Genomic DNA, 19,715 nt, shown 5'->3' on the forward strand with positions numbered 1-19,715 from the left:
GCATGACAGCCGATGCCTCCGGTGCCGTGCTTCCCGACACCGTCGACACCATCGACGCCACCGACCGCCGCACCATCAACGCGCTGCAGCGTGGCCTGCCGCTGGTGCCGCGGCCGTATGCCGAGGCTGCCGCCTCGCTCGGCATCGCGGAGGACGAACTGCTGGCGCGGCTGCGCCGGCTGCTCGACCGCGGCGTGCTGACACGCTTCGGCCCGCTCTACCAGATCGAGCGCGCGGGCGGCCGCTTCGTGCTGTGCGCCTGCCATGCGCCGGCACAGCGTCTCGACGCCGTGGCCGGCGCGATCAACGCCTTCCCGGAGGTCGCGCACCACTACCAGCGCACCCATCACCTGAACCTGTGGTTCGTGCTGGCGGTCGCGCGGGCCGAAGACGTGGCGCCGGCGCTCGATCGCATTGCCGCCGCGGCCGGCGTCGAGATCCTGCCGTTTCCCAAGGCGCGCGAGTTCTTCGTCAACCTCTACCTTCCCGCATGATGTCCACCGCCGCCCACGATGTCATCGACCTTGCCCTGATCCGCGCCACCCAAACGGGCCTGCCGCTGGAGCCGGCGCCGTTCGCGGCAGTGGCCGCCACGCTGGGACTCGACGAAGCCGAAGTCATCGCCCGGCTGGCGGCGATGCAGGCGCGCGGCACGCTGCGCCGCATCGGCGCGGTACCCAACCACTACCGGCTGGGCTGGCGCGCCAACGGCATGACGGTGTGGGACGTGGACGATGCCTGCGTCGATGCGCTCGGCGAACGCGTCGGTGCGCTGCCCTTCGTCAGCCACTGCTACCTGCGCCCGCGCCGGCTGCCGCACTGGCCCTACAACCTGTTCGCGATGGTCCATGCGCGCACGCGCGCCGACGCGGCGCCGCAGATCGACCGCATCGCGGCGCTGCTGGGCCACGCCTGCCGCGCGCATGACGTGCTGTGGTCCACCCGCATCCTGAAGAAAACCGGCCTGCGCCTGCCGCCGGCCGTCGCTGCCTCACAGGAGCCACGCTGATGTTCCGCCTGTCCCGCTTCATGGAAGCCCTGCGCGATGCCGGGCCGGTGCCGCCTGCCCGCAAGGCTGCCGGTCCGGTCGTGATCTGGAACCTGATCCGCCGCTGCAACCTCAACTGCCGGCATTGCTATGCCACTTCTGCCGATACCGACTTCAAGGGCGAGCTGGATACCGCCGAGGCACTGCGGGTGCTGGCACAGTTGCGCGACGCGCGCGTGCCCGCGCTGATCCTGTCCGGTGGCGAGCCGCTGCTGCGGCCGGACCTGTATGACATTGCCGCCCATGCGCGCGCGCTCGGCTTCCACCTGTCGCTGTCGTCGAACGGCACGCTGCTCGATGCCGGCCATGCCGCACGGCTGGCCGCGGCGGGCTTCGACTATGTCGGCGTCAGCCTGGACGGGCTGCCCGCCACGCACGACCGCTTCCGCCGCAGCGACGGCGCCTTCGCGCAGGCGCTGGCGGGATTGCGCGCCGCGCGCGCCGCCGGCCTGCGCGTCGGCGTGCGCATGACGCTGACCGAGGCCAACGCCGCGCAGCTGCCCGACCTCGTCGCGCTGACCGAACGCGAAGGCATCGACAAGTTCTACCTGTCCCACTTCAACTACGCCGGCCGCGCGCGCAGCCATCGCGCCGAAGACGCGCGGCATGCGCGCACGCGTGCCGCGCTGGACTGGCTGTTCGAGCATGTCTGGGCGCGTACGCGCGCGGGCCACGCCGGCGACTTCGTCACCGGCAACAACGATGCCGACGGGGTCTACCTGCTGTACTGGATCGCGCAGCGCTTCCCGCACCGCGTCGCCGACATGCGCCAGCGGCTGGAACAGTGGGGCGGCAACGCCACCGGCGTGGGCGTGGCCAATATCGACAACCTCGGCAACGTGCATCCCGACACGATGTGGTGGCACGTCACGCTGGGCAACGTGCGCGAACGGCCCTTCGGCGAGATCTGGGCAAGCCGCGCCGATCCGCTGATGGCGGGACTGGCCAGCCGGCCGCGCCCGCTGCAGGGACGCTGCGCGGACTGCGCGCAGCGTGCCATCTGCAACGGCAATACCCGCGTACGTGCGCTAGCGCTGACCGGCAACGCGTGGGCGGAGGATCCGGGCTGCTACCTCAGCGATACCGAGATCGCCAACGCGCCCGGCACGGAGGTGGCGGCATGATGCGCCTCGCCCGATGGCTCCTGTCCCTGGCGCTGGTCTGCGGGATGCAATCCGTGTCCGCGCTTGATTCTGCCGAGCCAACTGCCGCGCTCTATGGCCAGCACTGTGCCGCCTGCCACGGGACCGACCGCCTCGGCGGCATGGGCCCCGCACTGCTGCCGGAAAGCCTGGAGCGGCTGCGCCCCAGCGAACTCGACACCGTGCTGCGCGACGGCCGCGCCGCAACGCAGATGCCGGCCTTCGGCACCACGCTGGCGGCGCCGGAACTGCAGGCGCTGGCGCGCTGGCTGCGCACGGCACCCGCCGCCGCGCCGCAATGGGGCGCCGACACGATCCGTGCCAGCCACGTCGTCATGCATGCACCCGGCACGCTGCCCGCGCATCCCGTCTTCAGCGCCGATCCGCAGAACCTGTTCGTGGTGGTCGAGGCGGGCAGCCATCACATGACCGTGCTCGACGGCGACCGGCTCACACCGATCCATCGCTTTGCCACGCGCTTCGCGCTGCACGGCGGCCCCAAGTTCAGCCGCGATGGGCGCTATGTCTACATGGCCAGCCGTGACGGCTGGGTCAGCAAGTATGACCTGTGGAACCTGGCCTATGTCGCCGAGATCCGTGTCGGCATCAACACGCGCAATGTGGCCGTCAGCGACGACGGGCGCTGGGTGCTGGCCGGCAATACGCTGCCGCGCACGCTGGTGCTGCTGCGCGCCGGCGACCTGTCGCTGGCGCGGGTGATCGAGGTCAAGGGCCGCAGCGGCGACGATTCGCGGGTGTCGGCGGTCTACGACGCGGCGCCGCGCCACAGCTTTATCGCGGCGCTGAAGGACATCGCCGAGGTCTGGGAGATCCCGTATGCCGACGCCGCCGGCAAGCCGCTGGCGTCGCTGGCGCCGCGTGCGATCGTGCTGGACGATGTGCTCGACGACTTCTTCTTCGACCAGCCTTACCGCCACATCCTCGGCGCATCGCGCAGCGGCGGCGGGCAGGTGATCGACCTCGACCAGGGCCGCAAGGTGGCCGCGCTGGCGCTCGGTGGCATGCCCCACCTCGGCAGCGGCATCACGTGGGAACGGGACGGCCATGCAGTGATGGCGTCGCCCGACCTCGGGCAGGGCCGCATCCCGGTGATCGACATGCAGGACTGGCACACCGTCGCCACCATCCCGACCAACGGCCCCGGCTTCTTCCTGCGCAGTCACGAGAACAGCCGCTACGCCTGGGCCGACGCGATGATGAGCCCGCGGCGCGACACGCTGCAGGTGATCGACAAGCAGAGCCTGCAGGTCGCCGGCAGCGTCACGCCCAGCCCGGGCCGCACCGCCGCGCACGTGGAATTCACGCGCGACGGGCGCTATGCGCTGGTCAGCCTGATGGAGCGCGACGGCGCGATCGTGGTCTATGACGCCGCCACGCTGCGGGAAGTGAAGCGCATCCCGATGGACAAGCCCATCGGCAAGTACAACGTCTTCAACAAGACCACGCGTTCGGCCGGCACCAGTCATTGACGCCGCGCCGCCGCGCGTGCAGGAGTCCTACACATGAACTCTCCCCTGAAGCCCGGCAAGGTCTGGCTGGTCGGCGTCGGCCCCGGCAGCCCCGACCTGGTCACGGTGCGCGCGGTGCGCGCGCTCGCGGCCGCCGACGTATGGCTGGTCGATGATCTGGTCGCGCCGGAAATGTCCTGCTATGCCCGGCCCGGCACGCATGTCGAGTGGGTCGGCAAGCGCGGCGGCCGCTGCTCGGTCACCCAGGCGCGCATCCAGCAGCTGACGCTGCAGCATGCGCTGGCCGGCCGCACCGTGGCGCGCGTCAAGGGCGGCGATCCGCTGCTGTTCGGCCGCGGCGGCGAGGAGGCCGCCTTCCTGCGCGCGCACGGCGTGCCGGTGGAAGTGGTCAACGGCATCAGCAGCGGCATGGCGGCGGCGCAGGCCCTGGGCGTCGCGCTGACCCACCGCGCCCACTGCCACGGCGTGACCTTCGTCACCGGGCACACCAGCGAACACGGCTCGCCCGACTGGGAGGCGCTGGTGCGCGGCGGCACCACGCTGGTCATCTACATGGGCATGAGCCGGCTCGCGGCGATCCGCGACGGGCTGCTGGCGGCCGGCATGCGACCCGATATGCCGGCGGCGGTGGTGATGCATGCGGGCGGCGCGGAACAGCGTTCATGGACCGGCACGGTGCAGGCGCTGGCCGAAGCGCTGGCCGCCGGGATGGCCAGCCCGGCGGTGGTGCTGGTGGGCGGGGTGGTGGCGGAGGCGATGGCCTTGCCGTCCGAATTGCCGTCCGCCGTGCCCGCCGTGCCGTAGCGCTTGCTGGCGGGGACTCCCCAGTCCCGCCGCGGATATGGCACCATCGTCGGCACGGCTTACCCTCATACATCGCCCGCCGAAGTGGCTGCCCAGACACATTATTCCCCCAAGCTGCACCTGACCGCTGAGCGCGGCTTTGCCTTGCATGAAAGCCGCCACGCGGGATTCCGGCGCGAATGGCACACGCACGATTGCAGCATGCTGCTGTGGACGCGCGCCGGCCGGCTGCGCAGCGTGTGGGAAAACCAGCCCGATGCGCCACAGTCCGGCCCGGTGGCGGCCACGCTGGTACGCGGCGGCGCGGTGCTGCTGCCGGCATCGACTCGCCATTTCACCGCGGCGGAAGCCGGCCGCCAGCATCACGGCGAACTCTACCTGCCCCCTGACAGGCTGCGCGGGTCCGCGCCCTACGGCGCGCTGCGGCTCGACGGCGCTGCGCTGGCGATGCTCGAAGCGCTGCTGACGCCGGGGCTTGCCCCTGCCAGCGCAGAGCTATTGGTGCGCGCCATCGTCGGCCAGGTCATGGCCAGCCCGCTGCTGGCACTGCCGCAGGAGCCGGCCTCGCTCGCGCTCCGGCTGGTGCGCTGCTTCAGCGCGGCGCTGGAGCGCGACCAGGCGCTGCCGTCGATCGATGCCGCGGCCGGCAGCCTGGGCGTCTCGGCGCGGCAGCTGCAGCGCGCCTGCCAGCTTGAATTTGGCGCCAGCCCGGTCGCGGTCCGCCGGCGCGTGCTCGCGGCGCATGCGCGCAGCCTGCTGGCCGCAGGGTTGCCGCTTTCCCGCGTCAGCGAGCGCCTTGGCTTTGCCAGCAGCGGCCATCTCGCGCGCCTGCTGCGCGAGGTGCCGCCGGCAGGCTGAACACACCTGCCATTCACGCCAGGCAGGCCTCCAGTTCGATCTCGATCCAGGCACGGTCCGGCAGGCTTGCCACGCCCACCACGGTGCGGGCTGGCAGCGCCTGATCGGGGAACGCCAGTGCCAGCAGCGCGGAGGCGCTGTCCGCCACGGCCGAATGCCGGGTGAAATCGCCATGCGCACGCACGAAGCCGCGCAGCCGCGTGACCTGCCGAACCGCCGCCAGCCGGCCACCGGCGGCGGCGCGCAGCGCGGCCAGCGCATTCAGCATCGCCACCTCGGCGGCAACGCGGGCGGCCGGGATATCGGCTTCAGTAGCGCAGCAGCCAGCCATCGCAATGCCGTCTCGCCGCGGCGTCTGGCCGCTGATGCTGATGCGGCCGGCGAACGCGCAGGCCGGCGCGTAGCTGCCGCGCGGCACGGGCGCGGGCGGCAGCACAAAGCCCGCGGCAGCGAGCCGCGCTTCCGGCGTTGCGGAGTTCATGACTGGCTCCATCGCACCACGCCGCTGAGCCAGCAGCCCTGCGCCGTGCCGTCGGCCGCCACGCGCGGTGCCACCACGATCTCCGACGGGCGGCCCATGGTTTCGCCCTGCCGTACCGCGAGCACCGGTGCGACACCTGGAGAATCGCCGGCAAGGTGGCCCCACAGCGCCGCGGCGGCAATGCCGGTGGCGGCGTCCTCCGGGTAGCCGGAGGAGCGGGGAAACTGCCGGGCATGTACCGCCCGCGTAGCCGGGTTCACTGCCGGATCCTCCGTCGCCGCATCCGCGTACGGGTACAGCCCGGTGGACCCGATCGCATCGCACAGCGCCGGCATCCGCGTGAAATCCGGCTGCAGCGCGGACAGCGACGCCACATCGGGCATCGCCACCAGTGTCTTGACGCGGCTGGTGCAGGCATTGGTCATGGCATGGCGGGCGCCATCGTCCGGCAGGCCCAGCACCGCGGCGACCGCTCTGCGCTGGGCCGCATCCAGCGCGCTTGCCTGCACCGGCGGCTGCGAGATCCAGACGCGCCGTGCCGCGTCGTCCCAGCGCGCCGTCACGATGCCGCTCAGCGTCTCGACGCGCGCGGCCGGCGTGGTCCAGCGGCCCCACTGGCGCAGCGCCCACAACGCCCCCACGGTGGCATGGCCGCACATCTCCATCTCGTGCCGCGGCACGAAAAAGCGCAGGCGCAGGTCCGCCCCATCGACTGACGGCGGCAGCACGAAGGCGGATTCATGCCCATGGCCCGCCGCGACCTGCTGCATATCCGTCTCGGACATGCCTTGCGCATCGGCCACCAGCGGCACCGGATTGCCGCCGCCGGGACCGCGCACGAATACATCGATCAGCGCGACGCGGCCGCGCGCGGGCATGGGGTATTGCTGTGGCTTATTCAATCGTCGCCCCCACGGACCGGGCAATCGCGCCCCAGTAAGACAGGTCATGCTGCACGGCGGCCAGCATGTCTGCAGGTGTGCCCGCGCGCGCCGTCACGCCCTTGTCGGCAAGTTCGCGGATGGTGTCCTTGTCCGCCAGCACCTGATCGAGCGCCTGGTTCATGCGCGCAACGACCGACGCTGGTGTCCCGCGCGGAAACGCTAGCCCATACCAGAGTTGCTGCGTGAAACCCGGCACGCCCTGGCTGGCGAAGGTCTGCACGTTGGGCAGCAGCGGCGTCGGCGCGGTCGTCGCAACGGCAACCAGCTTGCTGGCGCGGAGGTACGGCACAAGCCCCGCGGGATTGTCGAACATCAGTTGTACCTGGCCACCGATGAGGTCGGTATAAGCGGGCGCTGCGCCGCGATATGGCACATGCGTCAGCGGCACTTTGGACAACGCATGGAATTGCACACCGATCAGGTGCGATACGGTGCCCACGCCGACCGAGGCAAAGCTGTGCTGTGCAAGCTTGTGCTGCCGCAGCCGGTCGAGCAGCGTTTTTACGTCAGGTGCCTGCAGCGCGCGATTGACCGCCAGCACATAAGGCGACGTGCCGATAAAGCCGGCATAGGCAAAGTCGGTGGCCGGCTTGTACGGCAGCCGGGGAAAGACGCTGGCGCTGACCGCATGCGTACTGGTGGTCGCCACACCCACCACGTAGCCGTCCGGTGCGGCACGCGCCACGAACGTCGAGCCGATGGTGCCGCCCGCGCCACTGCGATTGTCGATCACCACAGGCTGGCCAAGCGCCGCCTGCAGTTTGGGCTGGATGGTGCGGACCAGCAGGTCGGTGCCGCCGCCGGCCGGAAACGGCACCACCAGCGTGACCGGCTTGGTGGGCCAGTCCCGGGCGACGGCGGCGCCGGCCGGTAGCAGGCAAAGCGCCCCGAGGATGCAGGCGGACACTTGGGAAAGTAAGGGTGGCAGGGTTGCCATGGCGCGTTCTCCTTGACTCGAACGGCTTGAGTCTAGGGATGGGGCGCCGTGCGGCCAAACCGGCAGGCGACAGGCCTTGATCCGAAATCGGACAGCAGCATTTGCCGCCCGGGCGTGCCAACGCGCCACTGGGCTTACCGGGCCGCCGAAGCAGTCAGCCAGCCTTCCTCGGTGCTCGCAGCCGCGACCTGACTGGCGATCGCATTGCCCAGGCGCGTGGCATCGGCGGAAATCGAGTCACGCGTCATTTCCGTGGCGCCGTGCACGCCGGCGCCACCGGCTGCCGCCATCGCGACATGCCCCGCCGCGGCGCCGATGCCCGCGGTTTCCGCCACGCCCGGAATATGACCCGAATCTGCGCTGGCAACAAAGCTCTGCAGCGGAACCGGGGTGCCGTTGGCAGGCTGGTACGAGATGCGCACGTCGGCGCCGACTTCGCTCTTGCCGGCACCCAGGCCGATCAGCAGGCGGCGGCGGCCGCTGCCTTCATCGATCTTGCGGAAATCGCCCTCGACGACCAGCGCGCTGGCACCAGCCGGCGCCGGCGCATCGGAACGCACCGCGTTCAGGCCCATGCCGCGCAGTTCGCGCACGATTTCGCTGGCGACCTGCTCGCGCGCTTCGGCGGCGGTCTGGCCTTGCGCGCTCGCCGACGAGCTGCCAGTGGCCATCATCCTGACCTTCTGCACCAGGCCGCCGTCGAGCTTCACCTGCCCGGCATCGGCGTCGAACGCGTGGACGTAGATCACGTCGGCGTGCACGGCCTGCATCAGGCCCATCTGGTCGATGCCGGTGACACCGGCGTTGGCGCAGCCGGCGCCGAGCATGGCGGTGGCGGCGAGTGCGGCGACGGTCAGGCGCTTGGTTTGCCTGGCGATGGTCTGGAGAGCGTTGCGCATATCGGTTTCCTTGGGTTGGCGAGTCGTGCCGTCAGTGGTCTGGAAAAGCTGTCACCGACATCGTTGCATCAGGGGATCGCAAACCATCGGGAGCTTCTTGCCGCGTTGCCTGCCTCGGTGTTGCCGAGTGTGTTGCCGTTCGGCATCGCGGTGACGGAAGTATGGGAAAAACCCGCGCGCAGCGCCATCTGGCAATTATTTCGCGCCATGTCACGGCGCCGCGGGAAGGCGGAGATGCAGCGCTACGCCGCCGGTGCCTGCAGCGGCAGCGCCACCACCGCTTCGAGCCCGCCGCCATCGCGCTGGCGGAACTGCAGCGAGCCGCCGTGCAGCCGCGCGATGCGCTCGACAATGGCCAGCCCGAGCCCCGTGCCGCCCGCGTGGCCGCGCGCGTTGGCGCCGCGGCTGAAGGGCGCCTTGAGCTGCTCCAGCTCGTGCGCGGCGATGCCGGTGCCGCGATCGCCGATGGCAACATAGGCACACGCGGCATCGCGCCACGTGCGCACGCTGAAGCCTGACTTGCCGTAGACGACAGCGTTCTGCATCAGGTTCATCAGCAGCCGCATCAGGCTGACCGGGCGATAGGGAACCGGCGGCAATTCCGCGAGCGACAGCTCGAATTCATGGCCCAGGCCGGCGAAGTCGGCGGCGAGCTGCGACACCAGCGCGTTGACGTCGCCGGGCTGCGGCTGCTCTTTCTCGCCGCTGCCGGCGTAGTCCATGAACTGCTGCAGGATGGTCTCGATGTGGTCCAGGTAGCCCTCGGCCGAGGCCACGAACGCGTCGTCGGCGCCGCGCGGGATCGACATGGCCATGGCCAGGCGCAGCTTGGTCAGTGGCGTGCGGATGTCGTGCGAGACACCCGCCAGCATCAGCGCCCGCGTCTGCTCGGCCTGCTGCAACGCCTGCGTCATCTGGTTGAAGGCGCCACTGACCTGGGCGATCTCGGTCGGGCCGTCGGTCGGCAGTGGTGGCGGTGTCGATCCGGCGCAGATGTCCTGCGCGGCACGCGCAAGGTCCTGCAGCGGCCGGTTCAGGTGGCGCTGGATCAGGTAGCCGGTCAGCGCCGCGAGCAGCGCCAGCGCGGTCGACAGCGCCAGCGCCGTGGCGATGCCGCCGGCGCGCACGTCCTCGCTGATCGGCAGGCCGATCCAGCGGGGTTCGCCACCCACATGCATGCGGATCCAGAGTTGCTCGGCCTCGCCGGTCTGCCATCGCACCGGCATGTCGGCGGGCAGGTGGCGCCGCAGCGCCTCCATGAAGACATCGCGTTGCCAGGTGCGCAGCAGGTGCTCCAGATCGGCCGCGGGTTTCACGGCGGCGTGCTCGGGCGCTTGCGCCTGCGCGCCCATGCGCGCGGCCGCGGCACCGCTGGAGTCAAGCGGCATTGCCGCCACCACGCGGTCGAGCGTGCGCACGTAATCGGCAAAGACGATGGCGGCGCGCTCGATGCGCGGGCGCTGCACGTAATGCAGCAGCACCGTCAGCGAACACGCCTGGGTGATGGCCACCAGCGCCACCAGCAGCAGGATATTGCGCGCCAGCAGCGAGCGCGGCAGCAGGCGCCCGAGCAGGGACGACGAACGCGTCACGATTCCACGCCGGCGACCAGCATGTAGCCGACGCCCCACACGGTCTTGATGAAGCGCGGCTTGGACGGGTCGTCTTCGACGATCTGGCGCAGCCGCAGGATCTGCACGTCGATGCTGCGGTCGAGCGCGTCATGGTCGCGCCCGCGCGCCCGCGCCAGCAGGTTCTCGCGGCTGACCGCGCGGTTCGGCGACGATCCCAGCGCGTGCAGCAGCAGCATCTGCGCCGAATGCACTTCGACCGGCTCGCCGCCGCGCAGCAGCGTCTGCTTGCCGACATCGAAGGTGAAGTCGCCGAAGCGCAGCCGCTGCGTGGTCACGGTGGGGTCGCCGGCCGACATCTTCTGCCGGCGCAGCAGCGCGCGGATGCGCGCCACCAGCTCGTCCGGCACGAAGGGCTTGGCGAGGTAGTCGTCGGCACCCGTTTCCAGGCCGGCGACGCGGTCCATCGGGTCGCCCTTGGCCGTCAGCATCAGGATCGGCAGCGTGTGGCCCTCGGCCCGCAGGCGCTTGCAGATGGTGAGGCCGTCCTCGGGCTCCATCATCAGGTCGAGCACCAGCAGGTCGTGCGGCTCGCGCTGCAGGTACTTGTCGAGCTGCTTGCCGTCGGCCACCGCGCGCACGCGGAAGCCATGCCCGGTCAGGAAGCGTTGCAGCATGTTGCGCAGCTCGGCTTCATCGTCGAGCACGACAATCCTGTTCACCTGTTCCATCACGGGTCTCCGCCAACTTCGGCGCCACGCGTCAGCGCGACAGCATCTTCTGCTTCATGAACGCCTCGATCTGCGGCAGCGTCACGTAGCCCAGCCGCTGCGTGTCGATCTGGTCGAAGTGGCTCGCGACCATCGGCATGCCGGCCTGCGCCTGCTCGCGGGTCAGCTTGCCGTCCCGCGCGGTGTTCGCGCTGGCGAAGCGCTCCTGCAGCTGCTGCAGCGCACGCTCGGCGCGCACGCCACCGGCACCTGCCGCCGCCGGCATCTCGGCACTTTGTGCATAGGCGCCTGCAGAAACAATACACAACATAAGCACTGCAATCATCTTCTTCATGGGGGACTCCGTGGGACAGCCGGCCCTTGCCGGCAATTGGTGACGGGAAATCGACGGGGAACGCGTCGTCGCGCTCAGACCACGTGGGCGGGCACCCACACGCCGCCGGCCCAGTGGCCGGGGATCATGACGGCCGGACGGGCGACGTAGACCGCGCGCGGTGCGAAATAGACCGCGCGCGGCACCGGTGCGGCGACCACGACGCGGACCGGCGGCGGCGGCGGCGTGCTGACCGCCACCGTCGTGCCCACCGTGCCGACGGCAGCCTCGGTGCCGGCCGTTCCGACCGTGGCAACCGTCGTGCCGCCGGTCGCCACCGCGCCGTGGACCACGGTAGTGCCGCCGCTGGTGGTCACGACCCCGGGCGCCACGCTGGTGGCGCTGTCCGAGTGCGCGACGGTGCCGCCCTGTGCACCGGTCACGGTGCCCGAGCGGTAGCAGGTCGAGCCGGCGCAGCTGGTCGAAGCGGCGTGCCCGTAGGTATTGCCATTTGCGCCAGTGACGGTGCCCGACGACGAGTACTGGCCGACGCCTTCGCGGGTCACGCTGCCGGAAGTGGTGGCGGTCTGGCCATTGGGGCCGGTCAGGTCGCCGCTGTGCGAACAGGTGCCGCCGGCGCAACTGGTGCTGCCGTCGTGCTGCACCGAGCGGCCGTTGGGACCGACGGCGGTGCCGCTGTTGCTGAACTGGCCCGGCGCGGTGCGCGTCACGGTGCCGGTGTTGGTGGCCAGGCCGCCATAGGGGCCCTCGATGCCACCGGCGTGCGAGCAGCTGCCGCCACCGCAGGCGCCGACATGCCCGCTGCTGAACGTGCCGCGCGGCGTGTACGCCGTGCCGTGCCCGCCGAATGCGGCAAAGGCGGGCGTGCTCGCCAGGATCACCAGCGCGCCGCCGGCGATGCCGAGCAGGCGGTGCAGGCGGTGCAGGCGCGGCTTGCGCGTCGGGCGCTGGGAGCTTTCAGTATTGGCAGGGCGTTTCGTCATGGCAGGTCCTTCCGGTTCGGTTCATGCCGCGCAACGTGTCGCGGCGACGGTCGAACTATAGGAAAGGGACGGTGGCTTTTCGCGGTGGAAAAAATGTCGCGGTGTTACACCGCCTGCGGCCTGCCGCGCATGACATGCGGCGAAATAATTGCTGGATGGCGCCGCACGGGTCCAGCCACTACATTTGCCTCACCGACGCAGCAAGCAGCAACCCGGCAAGCCAAGCGTCCCACCTCACCGCACTGGACCCGCCATGCACAACCTCGGAAAATTCACCCTCTACGTCACGGCGTTTATCGTGGCGGTCTCTCTGGTCGAAGCCTTCGTGCTGGCACGCAAGGCGAACCGCCAGGGCAAGGCCTACCCCTGGCATGAAGTCGCCCTGTCGCTGGCCGACCTGGTCGGCCGCAAGCTGCTGGCGCTGCTGCCGCTGTCGCTGGCCGCCCCGGTGTTCGCGTTTGCCTGGCAGCACCGCATCTTCACGGTGGAAATCAACAGCGCGCTGGCCGTGCTGCTGCTCTTCCTCGGACAAGAGTTCTGCTACTACTGGTACCACCGCGCCTCGCACCGCATCCGCTTCTTCTGGGCCACGCACGCGGTCCACCACTCGCCGAACGAACTGACGCTGGGTACGGCCTATCGCCTCGGCTGGACCGGCAAGATCACCGGCACCGCCATCTTCTTCGCGCCGCTGGTCTTCCTGGGCGTTCGTCCCGAAGTGGTGCTGGCCACGGTGAGCCTGAACCTGCTGTACCAGTTCTGGCTGCACACCACCTGGATCCCCAAGCTGGGCTGGCTCGAATACGTGTTCAACACCCCCTCGGCGCACCGCGTGCACCATGCCTCGAACATCGACTACCTCGATGCCAACTTCGGCGGCGTGCTGATCATCTTCGACCGCCTGTTCGGCACCTATGTGGAAGAGCGTGAAGACGAGCCCTGCCGCTACGGCCTGGTCCACCCGACCACCACGCACAATCCGCTGGTCAACCAGTTCGAGCACTGGGTCAGCCTGTTCGGCGACATGGCCAGGGCCGGCAGCGTGACCAAGGCAATCGGCTACCTGGTGATGCCCCCGGGCTGGACGCCGGACGGCAGCGGCGACACCACCGAAAGCCTGCGCCAGCAGGCCCAGGCGGAACGGGCGGTGGCGGTGAACGCAAGCTGAAGGGAATCCACGGAAACAAAAGCGCGGCCTTGCCGCGCTCACGCTGCTGACAACGTCAATGGCTGCGAATGTTGTCTCTCCTCCCGCAAGCGGGAGAGGGGCGCAGACAGCCTCGCATTTTCCGTTTGTCAGCCCTCTGCCAGCAGCGCGCGCAGCTGCGCCTTGGCCACCTTCTCCAGCGTCGAGCGCGGCAGCTTGTCCACCAGCCGGATTTCGCGCGGCTGCTTGAAGTCGGCGAGCTGCGCCGCGCACACCTGTGCGATGCGCGCAGGCAATTCGGCTTCCGGCGCCGGCACGGCGATGACGAACGCCACCGGCACCTCGTCCAGCATCGGATGCTTGCGGCCGACCACCGCCACCTCGGCCACGCCCGGCACGGCCGCGATCACGCGCTCGATCTCGGACGCGGCGACGTTCTCGCCGCCCACCTTCAGCATGTCCTTGGCGCGGTCGGCGAAGAAGAGCGCGCCGTCGTGCCCCAACCGCACGCGGTCGCCTGTGATAAAGAGCCCGTCCTCGCGGAAGGCCGCGGCGGTGGCCTCCGGGTCGTTGGCGTATTCCAGGAACAGCGAGACGCCGCGCCGGCCGCGCACGTACAGGTCGCCGGTCTGGCCGGGCGCAACGGGCCTGCCGTCGGCATCGAGCACATGGATCTCGTAGCCCGGCGCGGGCCGCCCCATCGACAGCGGCGGATTGGGCCGGTGCACCGAGCCGATGGTGCCGTGCGTGATGGTCTCGGTCATGCCCCACCAGCCGATGGTCTTGACGCGGAAATGCGCGTCGGTCGGCGGCGAGCTCACGCCGCTGCCCCACAGCCGGTAGCTGTGCTGCGGCGGCACCGGATGCGCCAGCAGCGCGCGCACGCAGAACGGCACCATCGAGGTCCAGGTGCAGCGATGCCGCAGCGACACCGGCCAGAATCGCGAAGCCGAGAAGCGCGGCAGCAGCACCGCGGTGCCGCCAACCCACAGCGAGGCCAGCACCGAGTAGACCTGCGCGTTGGTATGGAACAGCGGCAGGTGGACCAGGTGGACGTCGTCCGGGCGCAGGTCCTCGTGCTGCGCGCACAGCCGCGCGCCCCACAGCGCATTGGCATGGGTCCACAGCACCGCCTTGGGCCGCGACGTGGTGCCCGAGGTGTACTGGATGCCGAACGGCGCCATCGGGTCGTGCGGGCGTTCGGCCAGCGTGGCCGGGTCCGCGTCGACCTGGTCGAAGCGCAGGAAGCCGTCGCCGGGCGCGGCGGCCGGCGCGCCGTTGTCGGTGGCGGTGACCGCGATCCACGCCAGCGCCGGCGCCGCGTCCCGCACCTGCGCCGCGAAGCGCGGCTGCGTGATGCCGGCCACCGCGCCGCTGTGGCGGGCAAAGTAGGCCAATTCGTCGGCGCTCGAGCGGGTATTGGTGGTGACCGGCACGGCGCCGGCGTAGGCGCAGCCCAGCCACGCGATCACCGATTCCGGACAGTTGTCCAGGTGCACCAGCACGCGCTCGCGCGGCTGCACGCCGCGCGCCTGCAGGCCGGCGGCAAAGCGGCGCACGGCCTGGCCGAAGGCGGCATGGGTCCAGGTGCGGCCCTCGCCTTCGAACGGCTCCCACACCAGGAACGGGTGGGCGCCGCGCAGCGCGGCCTGTTCGTCGACCAGGGTGCGGATATCGGTATTCTCGAACGGCGTGAGCGGGGTGGACTGCATGGGATGCTGGGTCATGAGGGGCGGCTTCCTGTTCCGGCGGCGCGGGATGCGCAGGGCAGGGGCCAGTATCGCGAAGCCGCGCCGCCGCATGACTCGTCGGAAGCGACGATATGGGCCGCCGGCGCCGCATCGAGGAATCCCCGGCGCCCACGCCGGTCGAACTGCTCAGCATCGTCCCAATCCCTGACGCCCTGTCCTCGACCCGCCATGCAACGCGTGCTCCTCATCCTCGGCTGCCTGCTGATCGCCGCGGCCGCAGCCTGGCCCTGGCTGTCCAGGCTGCCCTTCGACCGCCTTGGCCGCCTGCCCGGCGACATCCATATCGTCCGCGACGGCTTCAGCTTCTACCTGCCGATCACGACCTGCATCCTGGTGTCGGTGGTGGTCTCGGTCGTGATCTGGCTGCTGCGGCGCTGACGCCGCGCCGCCGGCATCACGCCGCCTGCGCCTCGGTGCGGAACACCGCCATCGCGCGCTGCATCTGCTGCGCCTGCGCCTGCAGCGACTGCGCCGCGGCGGCGGCCTCCTCCACCAGCGCGGCGTTCTGCTGCGTGACCTGATCCATCTGCGCCACCGCCTGGTTGACCTGCGCGATGCCGCTGCTCTGCTCGCGCGAGGCATGGCTGATCTCGTCCATCATCGCCGTCACGCGCCGGATCGCGGCCACCGTGCTGTCCATGCTGGCGGCGGCATCCACCGCCAGCGAGGTGCCGGATGCCACGCGCTGCGCCGACTGCGAGATCAGCGTGCCGATTTCCCTGGCCGAGTTGCCGGCGCGCTGCGCCAGCCCGCGCACCTCGGTCGCCACCACGGCGAAGCCGCGCCCGGCCTCGCCCGCGCGCGCCGCTTCCACCGCGGCGTTCAGCGCCAGGATATTGGTCTGGAAGGCAATGGCATCGATCACCGCGATGATGTCGACAATGCGGCGCGAATCGGCCTCGATGTCCTGCATGGTCTGCTGCATGCGCCCCACCGCGGCGCCGCCGGCCAGCGCGATGTCCGACGCCTCGCGCGCCAGCTCGCTGGCCTGTCCGGCGCTGCCGGCGTTCTGCTGCACGGTGGCGGTGAGCTGCTCCATGCTGGCCGCGGTCTGCTCCAGCGACGAGGCCTGTTCCTCGGTGCGCTGCGACAGGTCGATATTGCCCTGCGCGATCTCCCCGGCGGCAGCCAGCACGTTGTGCGCGCCGGCCTTGGTCTCGCCGATCAGCCCGCGCCAGCTGTCCACCAGCGACAGCAGGTGGCGCTTGACCTCGCTGAACTCGTCGCGCCCGAGCACCGCCATGCGCAGGCTCAGGTCGCCGGCGTTGATGCGGTCGACCATGTCCCCCACGGTGCGCACGTCGCTGCGCATGCCGCGGCTGAAGCCGCCGAACAGATAGAAGGCAAGGGCCAGAGCGACCACGCCCAGCGTGGCCAGCAGCACGAACTGGCGCTGCTGCGCGGCGACGCGCTGCGCCAGCAGCGCGCCGGCGATCGCCGAAAGCTGCTTGTTGGCGGCCAGCACGCCGTTGATCGCCGCGCTGGCTTCATCGAAATAGGCCTTGGCATCGATGCCGATGCCGCTGGCGCCGAGCATGCGCGCCTTGAGCGTGCGGTGGAAGCTGTCCATCGCCGCCAGCTGCTGCATGGCTGCATCGACCTGCGGCTGGTATGCCGGCGCATGCTTGCGCGCGCGCGCGACATCGCGCCGGATGGTTTCGAGCCCGTCCTGGATCTGCTCGGCGAGCGCGCCCAGGTCGGCCTGCTGCGTGGCGTCGGCATAGCCACCCTGCGCGATGATGCCGGCGCCGCGTCCGCGCGCCAGCGCGCTGTGCTCCGCCAGGCGCGGCATCGGGCCGACCATCAGGCTGAGCAGGTAGTAGGCGCCGGCTTCGCCATCGAGCGCGAGCGCCGAGCGCTCGGCCACGTCGGCGACAAACAGCTGCGTCTGCCTGACCAGCGCGCTGTGCCGCTCGAACAGCGGCTCGGCCGTGGTGTTCAGGCCAAGGCCGCGGAGATGCTGCCAGTCCTGCTCCAGCTTGCGCGCCGCAGGCTCGAGCGCAAAGCCGGGGTTGTCGGCGGTGGCGCGCAGCAGTTCCGCGAGGTTGGCCGCGGCCTTGCCGTCGGCCGCGTCGAAGGTCGGCCGGAAGCCGGCGTTGCCGGCCAGCACGGTATTCGCGGCACCGCGCCGGACCTGCGTCTCGCGCATGAAGTCGAGCGCGTGGCCGACGATGGCCAGGCCGCGCCGTTCGCTGTCGGTGGTGCGGATCGACTGCGCGGAGCCATGCAGCACGACGTACATCGCGCCGCACAGCGGCACGAGGAACAGCACTGCGATCAGGATCAGTTTCTGGTTGATGTCAAGGCGCGCCATCAGGCGCTCGGCGGGGCGGAAAAAGGCGGTCATCGGCTCGGCTGGACTGGCAAGAAGGGACTGGTAAGGGGTTAATGCCGTTCAGTTAACCACCGTCGTTCCCGCGCAGGCGGGAACCCAGTGACTTCAAAAGACGCTGGATTCCCGCCTGCGCGGGAATGACGGTAGTGTTTGATGCCTTAACTGAAAGGAAATGGGCTGCAAGGGGTTGGCTTTCCCCCGCCTTATCGGCCGCGTTTTCCAGCCCTGAAGCACGAATTCCGATCGTTTTGACGATGCGCAAACGGGGTGCAGGAAATGCCCTGCCTCGGGGCAAAATGCACGCGCAGGGGGAGGAAATTGTGCTTGCGCGCGAAGCAACGGCGATCCCGCCGGACCGTGCCGCCGCGGCACGGCTAGGCCGCGGGTGCCAGCCCCTCCCCCTCCTCGCCGCCCTCCCCCGCCGGCGGCGCCAGCGGCAGCTCGATCGTCAGCGTCGTCCGGCCCGGCACCGATTGCAGTTGCAGCCGCCCGCCGATCGCCGCCGCGCGCACCTGCATGTTGCGCAGCCCGCGCCCGCCACGCGTCGCGCCGACGTCGAAGCCGCGCCCGTCATCGGCCAGCGTGACGCGGATCACCTGCGCCACCGGGTCGGCATGCGCCGCCAGCGTGATCGCGCCGGCGCCGGCGTGCTGCAGCACGTTGGTGAAGCCCTCGAGCAGCAGGTACTGCAGTTCCTGCACCTTGCGCGCGGTGAAGTGGGGCAGCACCGGCAGCCGCTCGACCTGCCAGTGGATGGCGATGCCGGCCTCTTCGATGCGCGGCCCCAGCCGGTAGCGCAGGTTGCCCAGCACCGCCGCGAGGTCGCCGCCGGTGTCCTGCATGGCATCGATGGAGAGCTTGAGCGAGTCCAGCGCATGCCGCACCTGCCCGGCGATCTCCGCGCGGCTGGGCTGGCCCGACTCCAGCATCGACAGCGTGGTGACCAGCTGGCTGCCGAGGCCGTCGTGCATGTCGCGCAGGATGCGGCTGCGCTCGCGCAGCGCGGTCTGCTCCGCGGCGATCTTCTGCGCACGTGCGAACACCGCGCGCAACTCGGCCTCGCGCTGCGCCACGCGCTCGCTCAGCACCTGGTTGGCGCGCTGCAGGCTGCGCACCGCGCTGGTATAGCGCTCCACCAGCATCCACGCCATGACCACGCTGAACGGCACCGAGACATAGCGGGTCATCGAGCGCACCCAGTAGTAGTCGCCGGTCAGCCACACGCGCAGCCAGTCGCCCAGGAACAGCACCGCCGACACGCCCACGGTGGCGGCCAGCAGCCTGGCCTCGCGGCTGGGATGCCGCAGCGCCGCCCACACCAGCGCGACCGACACCGTCAGGATGATGCCGACCTTGGCCAGCCAGCTCAGCGGGAACACCAGCGGATGGCTCGACAGCGCGGCCAGCGGCGCCAGCACCGGCAGCGCGAGCCACAGGTAGGCGTTGAGCGTGCGGTGCAGCCAGCGCCAGGGCACGCGGATCACCAGCAGGCAGAACTTGGCGATGGCGCCGAGGAAGACCTCGCGCGCGGCCGCGACGATATAGCCGCGCAGCTCCGGCGGCAGTGCCAGGTCGTCGACGAAATAGTCGAGCAGCCGGATGCTCCAGGCGATCTCCGCCAGGCCGTACAGGCCGAACAGCGGATCGCGCTGGCGCCACCAGATCAGCAGCGCGATGGTGCCGAGCACGGCGCTGAGCACGGCAACGATGAAGGGCCCGGCCACGCGCACCATGAACGCGTCCTGGTAGCGCGCGCGCACCGCCTCGGCCGGCCCCACCGTGACCGGCAGCAGGCCGGCTCGCGAAAACGCGCGCGCCGCCACCGTGATGCGCAGCGTATTGCCGTGCTCGCGCACCAGCTCCGGCGGCAACGGCACATAGTACGGGCGCTTGGCCAGTGCGGATGATGGCGCGGCCAGGCTGCCGCCGGCCGCCACCAGGATACCGTTCAGGCGCACCTCGTAGCTGCCGCCCGCCCACGGCACGAACAGCCCCGCCGCTGCCGCCGCCGGCCAGCCGCGGTCGAAGCGCAGGTCGTAGACCGCCGTGCCGGACTTGCCCGGCAGCGCGCGGTCCCAGTAGTCGGGCAGCGTCAGCGGCTGCGCCGGCAGCACGGTGCCGTCGCGCAGCGTGGCGCTGCGCACGGCCTGCGCCAGCTCCACCAGCCCGTCGCTTGCCGCCGGCGCGGTACCACGGGCCGGCGACGCCAGCCACGACAGCGGCAGCAGCACGGCAAGCAGGGCAAGCACGGTCCGGGTGA

At 70.6% G+C, this 19,715-nt stretch carries 19 protein-coding genes; 8 read left to right on the plus strand and 11 right to left on the minus strand.

Annotation, left to right across the window (positions count from 1 at the left end; genetic code table 11):
* The first annotated feature begins 2 nt into the window (after nt 1-2).
* The 6 genes from JTE92_RS10910 (at nt 3) to JTE92_RS10935 (ending at nt 5,342) form a co-directional block, all read left to right on the plus strand.
* Nucleotides 3-494 carry an AsnC family transcriptional regulator gene (locus JTE92_RS10910; RefSeq protein ID WP_063237395.1) on the plus strand — a complete coding sequence of 164 codons (492 nt, stop codon included), beginning with the start codon at nt 3-5 and terminating at the stop codon, nt 492-494.
* Nucleotides 494-1,009, plus strand: coding sequence for a siroheme decarboxylase subunit beta (gene ahbB / locus JTE92_RS10915; RefSeq protein ID WP_084254464.1), 516 nt, complete (start codon nt 494-496; stop codon nt 1,007-1,009). The genes JTE92_RS10910 and ahbB overlap by 1 nt, the downstream gene beginning before the upstream one ends.
* On the plus strand, nt 1,009-2,172 hold the full coding sequence (nirJ, locus tag JTE92_RS10920; protein WP_063237397.1) for a heme d1 biosynthesis radical SAM protein NirJ: 1,164 nt from the start codon (nt 1,009-1,011) through the stop codon (nt 2,170-2,172). Before ahbB ends, nirJ begins: the two co-directional genes overlap by 1 nt.
* Nucleotides 2,169-3,680: a nitrite reductase gene (locus tag JTE92_RS10925; RefSeq protein WP_174544837.1), complete on the plus strand. Its 1,512-nt coding sequence runs from the start codon at nt 2,169-2,171 to the stop codon at nt 3,678-3,680. The genes nirJ and JTE92_RS10925 overlap by 4 nt, the downstream gene beginning before the upstream one ends.
* A 33-nt stretch (nt 3,681-3,713) precedes the next feature.
* A complete protein-coding gene (cobA, locus tag JTE92_RS10930; RefSeq protein ID WP_063237398.1) occupies nt 3,714-4,484 on the plus strand; it encodes a uroporphyrinogen-III C-methyltransferase in 771 nt (256 codons plus the stop codon).
* Nucleotides 4,485-4,685: 201 nt separating this feature from the next.
* The gene (locus JTE92_RS10935) at nt 4,686-5,342 is read left to right on the plus strand and encodes a helix-turn-helix transcriptional regulator (RefSeq protein WP_306431053.1); all 657 of its coding nucleotides are present in this window, start codon (nt 4,686-4,688) and stop codon (nt 5,340-5,342) included.
* Nucleotides 5,343-5,355: 13 nt separating this feature from the next.
* On the opposite strand, the gene JTE92_RS10940 is transcribed toward JTE92_RS10935, so the two are convergent.
* The 8 genes from JTE92_RS10940 to JTE92_RS10975 form a co-directional block, all read right to left on the minus strand.
* Nucleotides 5,356-5,823: a RidA family protein gene (locus JTE92_RS10940; protein ID WP_063237400.1), complete on the minus strand. Its 468-nt coding sequence runs from the start codon at nt 5,821-5,823 to the stop codon at nt 5,356-5,358.
* Nucleotides 5,820-6,701 carry a PhzF family phenazine biosynthesis protein gene (locus JTE92_RS10945; protein ID WP_063237401.1) on the minus strand — a complete coding sequence of 294 codons (882 nt, stop codon included), beginning with the start codon at nt 6,699-6,701 and terminating at the stop codon, nt 5,820-5,822. The genes JTE92_RS10940 and JTE92_RS10945 overlap by 4 nt, the downstream gene beginning before the upstream one ends.
* A 16-nt stretch (nt 6,702-6,717) precedes the next feature.
* Complete coding sequence (locus JTE92_RS10950) at nt 6,718-7,704, minus strand: Bug family tripartite tricarboxylate transporter substrate binding protein (protein WP_063237402.1); 987 nt, start codon at nt 7,702-7,704, stop codon at nt 6,718-6,720.
* 134 nt (nt 7,705-7,838) lie between these two features.
* Nucleotides 7,839-8,603 (minus strand): DUF4410 domain-containing protein, encoded by a 765-nt coding sequence (locus JTE92_RS10955; RefSeq protein WP_063237403.1) that lies wholly within the window; start codon nt 8,601-8,603, stop codon nt 7,839-7,841.
* Between the two features lie 242 nt (nt 8,604-8,845).
* Nucleotides 8,846-10,195 (minus strand): ATP-binding protein, encoded by a 1,350-nt coding sequence (locus tag JTE92_RS10960; protein ID WP_239477784.1) that lies wholly within the window; start codon nt 10,193-10,195, stop codon nt 8,846-8,848.
* Nucleotides 10,192-10,905, minus strand: coding sequence for a response regulator (locus JTE92_RS10965; protein ID WP_063237404.1), 714 nt, complete (start codon nt 10,903-10,905; stop codon nt 10,192-10,194). The genes JTE92_RS10960 and JTE92_RS10965 overlap by 4 nt, the downstream gene beginning before the upstream one ends.
* 31 nt (nt 10,906-10,936) lie before the next feature.
* Complete coding sequence (locus JTE92_RS10970) at nt 10,937-11,239, minus strand: EF-hand domain-containing protein (RefSeq protein WP_063237405.1); 303 nt, start codon at nt 11,237-11,239, stop codon at nt 10,937-10,939.
* Between the two features lie 74 nt (nt 11,240-11,313).
* Nucleotides 11,314-12,222: a hypothetical protein gene (locus JTE92_RS10975; RefSeq protein WP_232353410.1), complete on the minus strand. Its 909-nt coding sequence runs from the start codon at nt 12,220-12,222 to the stop codon at nt 11,314-11,316.
* Between the two features lie 253 nt (nt 12,223-12,475).
* On the opposite strand from JTE92_RS10975, the gene JTE92_RS10980 reads away from it, so the two are divergent.
* Nucleotides 12,476-13,390, plus strand: a complete 915-nt coding sequence (locus tag JTE92_RS10980) for a sterol desaturase family protein (protein ID WP_063237406.1) — start codon at nt 12,476-12,478, stop codon at nt 13,388-13,390.
* A gap of 128 nt (nt 13,391-13,518) precedes the next feature.
* Here JTE92_RS10980 and JTE92_RS10985 read toward each other — a convergent pair whose 3' ends face one another.
* Complete coding sequence (locus JTE92_RS10985) at nt 13,519-15,096, minus strand: AMP-binding protein (RefSeq protein WP_116386901.1); 1,578 nt, start codon at nt 15,094-15,096, stop codon at nt 13,519-13,521.
* 192 nt (nt 15,097-15,288) lie between these two features.
* On the opposite strand from JTE92_RS10985, the gene JTE92_RS10990 reads away from it, so the two are divergent.
* The gene (locus JTE92_RS10990; protein ID WP_063237407.1) at nt 15,289-15,498 is read left to right on the plus strand and encodes a DUF2905 domain-containing protein; all 210 of its coding nucleotides are present in this window, start codon (nt 15,289-15,291) and stop codon (nt 15,496-15,498) included.
* Between the two features lie 16 nt (nt 15,499-15,514).
* Here the strand turns inward: JTE92_RS10990 and JTE92_RS10995 are convergent, their stop codons facing one another.
* Together JTE92_RS10995 and JTE92_RS11000 are read right to left on the minus strand one after the other, a co-directional pair.
* Nucleotides 15,515-17,467, minus strand: a complete 1,953-nt coding sequence (locus JTE92_RS10995; RefSeq protein ID WP_063237408.1) for a methyl-accepting chemotaxis protein — start codon at nt 17,465-17,467, stop codon at nt 15,515-15,517.
* Between the two features lie 362 nt (nt 17,468-17,829).
* A complete protein-coding gene (locus JTE92_RS11000) occupies nt 17,830-19,704 on the minus strand; it encodes a sensor histidine kinase (RefSeq protein ID WP_232353409.1) in 1,875 nt (624 codons plus the stop codon).
* Nucleotides 19,705-19,715 lie beyond the last annotated feature (11 nt).

It is taken from the genome of Cupriavidus oxalaticus, assembly GCF_016894385.1.
GTDB classification, from domain to species: Bacteria; Pseudomonadota; Gammaproteobacteria; order Burkholderiales; family Burkholderiaceae; genus Cupriavidus; species Cupriavidus oxalaticus.

What these genes read in the sequence shown, in the direction of transcription:
- JTE92_RS10980 (WP_063237406.1), top strand. Translation starts at nt 12,476, where the DNA reads ATGCACAACCTCGGAAAATTCACCCTCTACGTCACGGCGTTTATCGTG.
- JTE92_RS10935 (WP_306431053.1), top strand. Translation starts at nt 4,686, where the DNA reads ATGCTGCTGTGGACGCGCGCCGGCCGGCTGCGCAGCGTGTGGGAAAAC.
- JTE92_RS10910 (WP_063237395.1), top strand. Translation starts at nt 3, where the DNA reads ATGACAGCCGATGCCTCCGGTGCCGTGCTTCCCGACACCGTCGACACC.
- ahbB (WP_084254464.1), top strand. Translation starts at nt 494, where the DNA reads ATGTCCACCGCCGCCCACGATGTCATCGACCTTGCCCTGATCCGCGCC.
- JTE92_RS10965 (WP_063237404.1), bottom strand. Translation starts at nt 10,905, where the DNA reads ATGGAACAGGTGAACAGGATTGTCGTGCTCGACGATGAAGCCGAGCTG.
- JTE92_RS10955 (WP_063237403.1), bottom strand. Translation starts at nt 8,603, where the DNA reads ATGCGCAACGCTCTCCAGACCATCGCCAGGCAAACCAAGCGCCTGACC.
- JTE92_RS10945 (WP_063237401.1), bottom strand. Translation starts at nt 6,701, where the DNA reads ATGCCCGCGCGCGGCCGCGTCGCGCTGATCGATGTATTCGTGCGCGGT.
- JTE92_RS10985 (WP_116386901.1), bottom strand. Translation starts at nt 15,096, where the DNA reads ATGACCCAGCATCCCATGCAGTCCACCCCGCTCACGCCGTTCGAGAAT.
- JTE92_RS10940 (WP_063237400.1), bottom strand. Translation starts at nt 5,823, where the DNA reads ATGAACTCCGCAACGCCGGAAGCGCGGCTCGCTGCCGCGGGCTTTGTG.
- JTE92_RS10925 (WP_174544837.1), top strand. Translation starts at nt 2,169, where the DNA reads ATGATGCGCCTCGCCCGATGGCTCCTGTCCCTGGCGCTGGTCTGCGGG.
- JTE92_RS10990 (WP_063237407.1), top strand. Translation starts at nt 15,289, where the DNA reads ATGCAACGCGTGCTCCTCATCCTCGGCTGCCTGCTGATCGCCGCGGCC.
- JTE92_RS10950 (WP_063237402.1), bottom strand. Translation starts at nt 7,704, where the DNA reads ATGGCAACCCTGCCACCCTTACTTTCCCAAGTGTCCGCCTGCATCCTC.
- JTE92_RS10995 (WP_063237408.1), bottom strand. Translation starts at nt 17,467, where the DNA reads ATGACCGCCTTTTTCCGCCCCGCCGAGCGCCTGATGGCGCGCCTTGAC.
- nirJ (WP_063237397.1), top strand. Translation starts at nt 1,009, where the DNA reads ATGTTCCGCCTGTCCCGCTTCATGGAAGCCCTGCGCGATGCCGGGCCG.
- JTE92_RS10975 (WP_232353410.1), bottom strand. Translation starts at nt 12,222, where the DNA reads ATGACGAAACGCCCTGCCAATACTGAAAGCTCCCAGCGCCCGACGCGC.
- JTE92_RS10970 (WP_063237405.1), bottom strand. Translation starts at nt 11,239, where the DNA reads ATGAAGAAGATGATTGCAGTGCTTATGTTGTGTATTGTTTCTGCAGGC.
- cobA (WP_063237398.1), top strand. Translation starts at nt 3,714, where the DNA reads ATGAACTCTCCCCTGAAGCCCGGCAAGGTCTGGCTGGTCGGCGTCGGC.